Source organism: Escherichia sp. HH41S, assembly GCF_009820115.1.
Lineage (GTDB): Bacteria > Pseudomonadota > Gammaproteobacteria > Enterobacterales > Enterobacteriaceae > Escherichia > Escherichia coli_F.
Window position 1 is genome coordinate 1 of record NZ_VNXE01000028.1, and the last position, 414, is coordinate 414.

The following is a 414-nucleotide window of genomic DNA, read 5'->3' on the forward strand; positions in this document are numbered from 1 at the left end:
GCAGCTCTGCTGTCACTCTTCTCCTCCTCTGTTGATTGTCGCAGCCCGGATTCAAATGCCGCAGCCGCCCAGGCGGGCGGTTTAAGACCGGCTGCACGGCGCTCCATCGTTTCACGGACCTGCTGGGCAAAAATTTCCTGATAGTCGTCACCGCGTTTTGCGCACTCTTTCTCGTAGGTACTCAGTCCGGCTTCTATCAGCATCACCGCTTCCTGTACTTCTTTCAGACCATCGATGGCCATACGACCGGAGCCTATCCAGTCGCAGTTCCCCCAGGCACTTCGGGCTTCCTGAAAACTGAAGCGCGCTTTTGAAGGTAACGTCACCACGCGGCGAACGATGGCCTCTTCCAGCCAGCACAGAAACATCTGGCTCGCCTGACGGGATGCGACGAATTTTCGCCGCCCCATAAAG

General features: G+C 57.2%; 1 pseudogene. It reads right to left on the minus strand.

The annotated features are described in order from the left end of the window. Positions 1–414, minus strand: a pseudogene (locus tag FQZ95_RS06330) (phage portal protein); the annotation flags it as partial.